The sequence below is a fragment of the Priestia veravalensis genome (genome assembly GCF_001457055.1).
Lineage (GTDB): Bacteria > Bacillota > Bacilli > Bacillales > Bacillaceae_H > Priestia > Priestia flexa.
This window is the reverse complement of the sequence record NZ_KQ758728.1, coordinates 1-8432: the sequence shown is the minus strand read 5'-3', so window position 1 is coordinate 8432 and position 8432 is coordinate 1. Positions and strand designations below refer to the sequence as shown.

The window sequence follows — 8432 nt, the reverse complement described above, 5'->3', positions numbered from 1 at the left end:
AAAGTGAATGGGCCATTCAAAACCAAGTGTTTATCGCACTGATTGTTTTTTGCCTAAATGTAATTGCGCAAATCGAAACAAAAAGTAAGCGAAAAACGCTACAGATTAGCCGTTTTTTAAGGGCTTCGTTATGGAAACCGGCACATATCTGGATACGAAAGATTAAAGGAAAAACCGTTCCTTAAAAATAAATTGTCGTCGTCGCACAAGTCTAATTGTACATAATTTCCAAATGGATGGAGCCACCTTTAATAAGGTATTTACTTTTTTGGCTCTAAACAGGAAAAAACATTAAACTGAAAATTGCGTCAACATTTATGCAACACTAGTGCAACTAAGCTAATAATTCCAATTAATCCAATGGAGAAATGCCAGCTGGCTGCGTCGTTGACAACTCCTGAAATGACGCGCCCCGCTACGGCTCCAATTGCATTTCCACTAATGTATAATCCCATGGCTGCACCTAAGCTTTTTCTTTCAATCTCTTCGCCAAGATAAGCCATTGCAACGGCCGGTAACCCTGCTAAAGCAATTCCAACGAGTGCACGAAATACTAGTAACACATAAAAATTAGGACTAAAAGCTGTTAAAATGCAAAGCGCAGAAGCAGTGAACATCGAATAAACCATCACAGGTTTTCGACCCCAGACTTCAGAAAGAGAACCAAAGACAAGCATACTGATGGCGAGGGTAATAGTTGTGATGGATAGCGATAAGCTTGCGATAGTCGGTGAAACATCAAATTCGTTTGTGAACGTTACCATTAATGGCTGAGTGCAATAAAGAATGGCAAAAGTATTGAAGCCCGCTGCAAAAAATGCAAAGCTCGTTTTGCGAAACGCTTTTGTTCCCTGCTGAATATAGCTCATACTATCATCACTTGTTCATGATCATATTCTCCACACATGTTTTATCCATCCTTTTGATTATTAATTTCGATTCTATAGCTATAGAAGAATTTCTCTCCTGTATATCCTATCACTTCTGATATATAATGTATAATGCATAGTTATCATGATTTTAATGCATTTATGTAATGAGTGGAAGGGGTGTCAAACGAGGTGGAATGGCAGCAATTTGAGTATTTCCAGACTTTAGCACGCTTACAGCATATGACAAAAGCAGCCAAGGAGCTTTCGATTACGCAACCCGCTTTAAGCAGGTCGCTAGCTCGGTTTGAAGAGGAAATCGGTGTTTCACTCTTTGAACGACAGGGAAGATCGATTCGCTTAAATCAGTACGGTGAAATTCTACTAAAAAGCGTTACGAATATGATGAGTGAATTTGAGAAAGGGAAGCAAGAGATTCAGCATTTACTTGACCCTGACCAAGGTCAGGTTTCTCTAGGGTTTTTACATACGCTGAGCACCAACCTCATACCTGATTTGCTTGTGGAATTTCGCAGACAGTATCCCAAGGTCAACTTTTCACTTAGACAGAGTCCAACGCATATTCTACTAGATCAGCTGGAAAAAGGAGAGTTAGACATTTGCTTAATCTCTCCCATGGGTATTAAAGAACCCGTAGCGTGGAAAGAGCTTTGGAGAGAAGAGTTATTTGCGATTGTGCCGACGAATCATGCTTTTGCCACAAAAGAAGCAATAACCATTGAAGAGCTAGTAGAAGAACCGTTTATTCATTTGAAAAAAGGGTTTAGCCTACGCGTCACGGTTGAGCAGTTTCTTCATGAAGTGGGTGTGAATCCTCACGTAACCTTTGAAGGAGAAGAAGCAGACACGGTTGCGGGGCTTGTGGCCGCTGGGCTTGGCGTATCGATTTTGCCGGATTTAAAAGGAGTAGATCAAAGTCATATCGTGAAAATTCCAATCCACTACCCGAAATGCGAACGTCTTATTGGCATAGCTTGGGTTAAAGGAAGATACATTTCACCAGCCGTGCAGAATTTTAAAGAGTTTGTATTAAAAACGTTTTAGCCGTCTATCAATAAATAAAATCCCTTCTTTACGCATATACATGGGTATTAAAAGAGTGTGCCAAGCTATAAAGGAGGGGTTTTACATGTCAACAGTTCCAATGCCTCTTTATAAAAAATGGTGGTTTCTTGCGCTGATGCTTGCGCTAACGATTGTCTTTTTATTTTGTTCTGCACTTATTATTACGAGCTATCAAAAAATTTCACTGCTAGAAGAAGAGCTTGCTGAACTGACAGAAGAAAAGAAAGAAGTCCTCGTAGAAAAAAATCAGGCTTTAAAGCAGCTTGAACATGTAAAAATGCAGCTGTCTGAGCTTGAAGATAAGCTCGCAGGTCAAACGGCAACCAGTCATGATACGCCAACAGCTTTTTCAGCTACGCTTACGAATCCAATTTTGTCATTAGATAAAAAAGAGGTTGAGCATGCGGTTTATCAAGCTGCCCAAGAGAAATACCCTAAGAACAAAACGATGCAGCAGTACGTGATTAAAGAACAGCTTGAAAGCTATGAATATTTAAAAGAATACGAGATTACTTCGCAGTTTGAGCTAAACCACCTACATGATGCGATGAAGGCCCATCCAGATGATTTTACCGCGATGCAAATGGTATTTGAAGAAGAGTTAAAAGCTTATGAATATTAATGTCGAAATGCTATGCGGGTTATCGTATAGCTATTTTTGTCTGGAAATCTCGTGAAATTCCTGTATAGTGATAGTAGAAAATATTGAATTAACGGGTGAATAACTACATGAGCACAATTAAATGGAATGAAGCAGCTTATGAGATGCTGCAAGAATGGCTGAGCTTATATAACGAAAAAGAACCGCTGCGCTCACGCCATTTACGTAACGTAAAGGACAAGCTTCATCAGCTGACGGAACAAGAGTTTATGATGGAAGTTTCTAAAGAGCTGCATGAGGTTTATAAAGTAGTGAAAACAGAGCGCAAGCAGTATGATATGACTAACGGAGAATTTTTAGTGACAACGCTGCTTTCAACAGATTATCCAGCTTTTCTGGAAGCTCGCAGTCAAAACTTGCGCCGAGTAGAGAAGTTAAAACAACTGCATACAGATATACTAAGCCTTTTTGAAACAAACATTAACACATCGTCTGACATGACCAGCTTGTTAAATCGTTTTTTCGATGTTATGTCAGCATATGGTCAAACAAACAAGCTAGCGAATCTTGAAGCGAAGTGCGCAGAATATTTGCCAACGTTTATGGATGTTGATCAAAAGCGTGAAGGGTTAAAAGAAGATGCTTTAACTGCTCAAAAGCAAGAAAGTGAGCTGCTTGAAGAATGGAATCAGCTCCGAAAAAAGCAGTACGTGACAAAGCAAACAGCAACTGGTTTTCGTACGAAGCAGCACGAATACAATGAAAGCATTCGCCGTCTTACCGTCGCAAATAAACAGCTCGAAGAAATCGACTTACCTGGTTTGAAGAACAGTTTTGCGAATCTTGAAACTGATATGAAAGCATACGCTATCGAGGCGCTGCGGGCTATTGAAAAAGAAATTAATGAAATGATAAACGATAGCGAGCGTTCTCAACAACAGCTACAAAAACAAATCGAGAGAGTAACCTACGTTGAAGAAATGGATGCGCACTATAAATGGCTATCATCGTTTATGAACGCTTCACGAACGTTTTTTCAAGGAAAAGAAATTGAAGCGTTCGACCAAGTAGCAGACCTGTACCGAAGCTCAGCTATTGCTGAATTTATTGAAGTTGCTAAAGAAGTACAAATGCTTACCGGGCCGGAACGTATGTCACCTGTTTCTCTTCCTTCTTATTTTGCTAGTTTGCAAGTGAAAGAAGAAAAGCTAAGCGTTCCAGCTACAGCCGACTATCCGGTTTTAGAAAAGCAGCAAAAAACAAAGCGAACGTTTCCCTTTTTCGTAGGGGCAGTTCTTGCAATCGTGCTCATTTTTATTGTGTATATGAATTTTGGCCGCGGGGTTACGGATGATAACACTGCACCAGCTATGACAGAAAAAGCAGAGGCAAAAGATAAGCAATCAGCAGAAAATGACCCAAAGCCTGTAAAAGACGTGAGTGAAACAGAGATTCACAACTTTGTAGGGTCTTATAAAGCCGCTTATTTTTCAAGCTTAAACAGCGGTGACTTTAGCGGAATGGCACCTTATATCGATGAAGATGCGCAAGTGTATAGTGATTTAGAAGCGTATATTACGTCTTTAGCTGGAAAAAACGTGTCGTTTGCAAATGATCAATTGCTTGTTAGTAAAGTTGAAAAGACAGGTGAAGGTAAGTATTCGGTGTATGCAACAGAAGAGTACACGTTTACCGATTCGTATGATGCCAGTACGAAGTTTGTAAAGAATCGAATCTATCGCGTGGAGCTAAAAGGTGAAGATAAGCTTAAAATTAAAAGTATTGAAACCACCAAAGACGTTCAAACGCCAGTTGAATAAACTATAGAGAAAGATCCTCCTCTCATCATTTAAGAGATTTTGAGAGGGGGATCTTTCTGTTCAAGCGTGTTTGCTTTAGGAGTTTTTTGAAGCGTAAGTAAAAAGACAACACCAAAGATACAAGCAGCTCCTACCCACTGAAAGAACCCAAACGGCTGCTGAAGCCAAAAGACCGTTGTCAAAACAGCAGCAAGAGGCTCCAGACTTCCTAACAAACTTGTTTCTTTTGGAGGGAGGCTATCTAAGCTTTTAATATACAGCCAAAACGCCAGCATCGTTCCAAAGATGATGACAAAGAGCAAGTAGCCGTACGCAGCAAACGTAAATGTGTCAAAATGAGCTTCCCAAGGCGCCCGAATAAAGCTAAGTGCAACTCCGCCAACCACCATTGACCATCCAACAACAACCAAAGAGTCAAATCGTTTAAGCAGCCGAACTGCATACAGCGTATAAAAAGCGGAGCATACCGCAGAAAGCAGTCCCCATACGATGGCTAGATAGGGTACAGAAAGTGTTGAGAGCGACCCGTTTGTAAGAAGGAAGAAGCAGCCGGTTAAAGCTAATAAAAGGATCGTTCCGTCTTGTCTAGTAAAACGCATTTGTCTTCGAAACAGCAAGTATACAATAATAATGACGGGTGCTAAATATTGAAGCAGCGTTGCGACAGCTGCATTTCCATGATGAATAGCTGCCATATACGTATACTGCACGCCAAGCATGCCCAATATGCTATAAGTGACAAGCTGAAGAGCCGTCTGCTTTTCTTTCCAAATGAAAAGGACTTCCCGGCGATTTTTACCAAAGCAGCTTAAAAGTAAAAGCAGCAAGCCGGCTAGTAATAAACGCGTGGTCACCAGCCAGTTGACGTCAATTTCATAGTCTTGAAACAGCTTTTTTGTTACTGTTCCTCCAATTCCCCAAAACGTTGCGCCCACAATCACGAATAATAAGCCAGCACGTCGATTAGATTTCATTTGATTTCCTACCTTTACAAAATATCATGATAGTATAATCATAAAGAGAAAAAATGCGTATTTATATTCAAATCGAGCTTAAAAATATAAAAATATTGAGGTGGACTATGAAGTTTAAGCAGTTTTTAATCAATGAACAAAACTTAAAAGAGCTAACGAAGCACTATACGGGAGCGCTGCCGATTGCTTGCTATGAGACGACGATACTAGAACACGCCAGCGGTTACATCCCGCTTCACTGGCACGATGAAATTCAGCTCATCTACGTTTTAAAAGGAGAAGCAGTTTTTCAAGTGAACGAAGAAAAAATTAAGCTGCGTAGCGGGGATGGACTCTTTATTAACAGCGGCTGCTTGCATATGGCAGAAGATCTGAAGAAAACGGGCTGTGTGTATATTTGTTTAAACGTGCTTCCGCATCTTTTTTTACCTCAAGAGCTCTATACAACTTACGTTTTGCCTTACGTTCAATCCACCAACTTATCGTATGTATTGATTGATGGAAGCAAAGAGTGGAGCAGAGCTATTCAACAAGCTTTATTTGTCATTCGCAAGCTTGTGCAAACGAAAGAACCGCTGTTTGAAATTGAGATTACGGCTAATCTTATTAAGGTTTGGAAACAGCTCTTGGTTCACGCTTTTCAGAAGCGGTACGTGTACACAGAAGAAGTGAAAAATCAGCGCATAAAAGCTATGTTAACGTGGGTGCATATGAACTATAGCGAAAAAATTACTCTCGATGATATTGCAGCATCCGGTCAAATAAGCCGATCTGAGTGCTGCCGCTATTTTAAACGGATGCTAGACGTTACGCCGCTTCAGTACGTGATGAAGTATCGCATTCAAAAAAGTATTCTGCTCTTAAAGCAAGAGGAAAAAAGCATTACGGACGTAGCCTTTGAAGTGGGATTTAACAGCACCAGCTACTTTATTGATCAGTTTAAAAAAATGATGGGAATGACGCCACTTGCTTATCGGAAAGGGAAGCTCTAAAAGTGTTTGTGGAAAATAATTGTAAAAAATGCGTTTCTCCCTTATCATAGTGGGTAAATCTACCAAACTATGGAATAGAATAAGGAGAATCAAATGAAATCAAGAATAAATGAACTCATTCAACATACAAAAGAAAAATTGGGCTTGCAAGACTACTATTTATATCGTTCAGACGTTAGGCGCAGTGCTACTATTTTAGGAGACACAGTCTATACACTTTCAATGGAGTGGTTTCCCAATCATGAACAAGACTTGTTAGATGAAGATCTTAACCCTACTGGAACAGCTGTAGTGGAAGTCGATTTTCACACAGGACTGTTTACAACTGCTATTTTCGTTGGCGGGATTTCTTATGCTGAAGGTGTCAAGCTTTCGATTGAAGACTCGAATGCTGTTGTTCGTTGGATTGAGAGCGAAACGGGATTTCAAGAAGGCACTCATTTTGTATTTCATAAGCGTAAGGACAAGCGAATGTCCTTTAGAAAAATCCTAAACGGTGTTTCCGTATCGCCATCTGGATTGATTGAAGTTGAAGTGGATGAAGCGGGGAATTTAACATTTTTCTCAATCAACGGAGATTTTTCAAAGAAAGAGACGTTTAACAGAGAAAAGTATGAGCTTACTCTACCGCAAGTGAAGCACATTGTGGCTGAGCAGCTAAAGTTAGCTGAATTTCCAAGTATGGAGACGGAAAAAATGACGCCTGCTTATGCGATTGAAGAAGTATACATACGAAATCGCGATTTGTCGCTGATACCATTCAGCGTCATTGTTGCTGAAAAGGCCTATGTAGAACTTGATAAACTAATCAAGTGGGAAGGTGAAGTTCAACAAGCGTTTCAAGAAAAAAGCTTGACGCTAACAGAAGAAGTATCATTTAATCAAGCATTGAAACGAGAGCCACATCCTGACTTAAAAGAAGTGACGAAGGAAGATATTGAGCGGAGCATCGCAGCGGTTCAGCGCTTTTTAGCACAAGTATATAAGAGCGACTCTGGAAAGTGGTCTTTAAAATCTATACATCGAGACAAAGGCTACTTAGTCGCTAAAATACAATTAAAAGAACAAATGCAGAGTGTGTTGAAACGAAACATTCAGCTGTTTATTGATCGTTCTTGCTATGAGGTTATGAACTATATGGATACAAAGTCCCTTTTAGAAATGATTGCAGACTTTCAAAAAGCAGAAGAAGTAACAGTTGCGAAAGCAGAAGCGCTTGAGAAGCTGCACAATTTCATAGAACTTACGCCATACTACGTTTATGACCGCAAACAAGGAAGGTACGTTCTTTGCGGAAAGCTAGACTGCCATTACGCTGTAAATGCTATAACTGGAGAAGTCGTTTCACTTGATAATCTGTAACAACAGGAGGTAAGGATATACAATGCGTTTAAATTTAAAAAGATTCACCGCTTTACTGATAGTAACGTTGAGCCTCACAGCTTGTCAAAGAGTAAACGAACAGGAAGAAACACAACCGGAAGCGACAACAGAAGAACAAATAAAAGCAAGAGCACTCCAAGATGAATTTACGCGCAGCATGCTGAAATCCGCACAGGAAACGGAAAAAGGATACTATACGCTTGAATCCAAAACGGGTGTGTATGAAATGTTGTTTCCAACTGGTGGGGAAATCGATGGCATTGGTTATACGCGAAAAGGTGAAAGCAGTGAGGCGTTTTTAGCTGGTATTCTGTATAACGATAAAACAGAAGCACAGCTTAGCGTTAGGTATACAACGGTTCTATCGAATGATGAAACGGGAATTGGATATGCCAAAGAACTCCTAACGAATAGTATAGGTGAAGATATGAAATTTGAACAAATTGATGGAAAAGGAAAAGTTACATATGTAGCGCCGTTTAAGAAAAAGGAAACAGGTTCGTATGGTTATGGTGCTTACATTCATCCAGATGAAGGATGGGGAGGAGTAGAGATTATTTATACTGGAAGTTGTATGGATGATCCTAAGTCATGTGGTCCTGAAGAGGAAGAGTTTAAAAAGCGTGCGTACAAGTTGATTTCCTCAGTAAAATTCTTAAACAAAAATGAGGCTAAAAAATAAGTGTTACACGTTATTACACAAACAT

Annotated in this window: 7 protein-coding genes and 2 pseudogenes; 7 read left to right on the top strand and 2 right to left on the bottom strand. The window is 39.9% G+C overall.

Annotated features, from left to right (window positions below):
- Positions 1-185, top strand: a pseudogene (locus tag AS180_RS21955) (IS4 family transposase); the annotation flags it as partial.
- 135 nt (positions 186-320) lie between these two features.
- Here the strand turns inward: AS180_RS21955 and AS180_RS20445 are convergent.
- A pseudogene (locus AS180_RS20445) lies at positions 321-869 on the bottom strand (MFS transporter); the annotation flags it as partial.
- Positions 870-1061: 192 nt separating this feature from the next.
- Here AS180_RS20445 and AS180_RS20440 point away from each other — a divergent pair.
- From AS180_RS20440 to AS180_RS20430, 3 genes are all read left to right on the top strand, one after another.
- A complete protein-coding gene (locus AS180_RS20440; protein WP_062687429.1) occupies positions 1062-1934 on the top strand; it encodes a LysR family transcriptional regulator in 873 nt (290 codons plus the stop codon).
- An 85-nt stretch (positions 1935-2019) separates the two neighbouring features.
- Positions 2020-2577 carry a hypothetical protein gene (locus AS180_RS20435; protein WP_062687428.1) on the top strand — a complete coding sequence of 186 codons (558 nt, stop codon included), beginning with the start codon at positions 2020-2022 and terminating at the stop codon, positions 2575-2577.
- A 107-nt stretch (positions 2578-2684) separates the two neighbouring features.
- Entirely contained in the window at positions 2685-4376 is a 1692-nt protein-coding gene (locus AS180_RS20430) for a TcaA NTF2-like domain-containing protein (protein ID WP_062687427.1), read from the top strand.
- Between the two features lie 29 nt (positions 4377-4405).
- On the opposite strand, the gene AS180_RS20425 is transcribed toward AS180_RS20430, so the two are convergent.
- A complete protein-coding gene (locus tag AS180_RS20425) occupies positions 4406-5350 on the bottom strand; it encodes an EamA family transporter (RefSeq protein WP_025911854.1) in 945 nt (314 codons plus the stop codon).
- A 107-nt stretch (positions 5351-5457) separates the two neighbouring features.
- Here AS180_RS20425 and AS180_RS20420 point away from each other — a divergent pair, with 107 nt between their 5' ends.
- The 3 genes from AS180_RS20420 (at position 5458) to AS180_RS20410 (ending at position 8407) form a co-directional block, all read left to right on the top strand.
- Positions 5458-6342 (top strand): AraC family transcriptional regulator, encoded by an 885-nt coding sequence (locus AS180_RS20420; RefSeq protein WP_025911855.1) that lies wholly within the window; start codon positions 5458-5460, stop codon positions 6340-6342.
- A 93-nt stretch (positions 6343-6435) separates the two neighbouring features.
- A complete protein-coding gene (locus tag AS180_RS20415) occupies positions 6436-7704 on the top strand; it encodes a hypothetical protein (protein ID WP_062687426.1) in 1269 nt (422 codons plus the stop codon).
- Positions 7705-7726: 22 nt separating this feature from the next.
- Positions 7727-8407: a hypothetical protein gene (locus tag AS180_RS20410; protein WP_062687425.1), complete on the top strand. Its 681-nt coding sequence runs from the start codon at positions 7727-7729 to the stop codon at positions 8405-8407.
- Positions 8408-8432 lie beyond the last annotated feature (25 nt).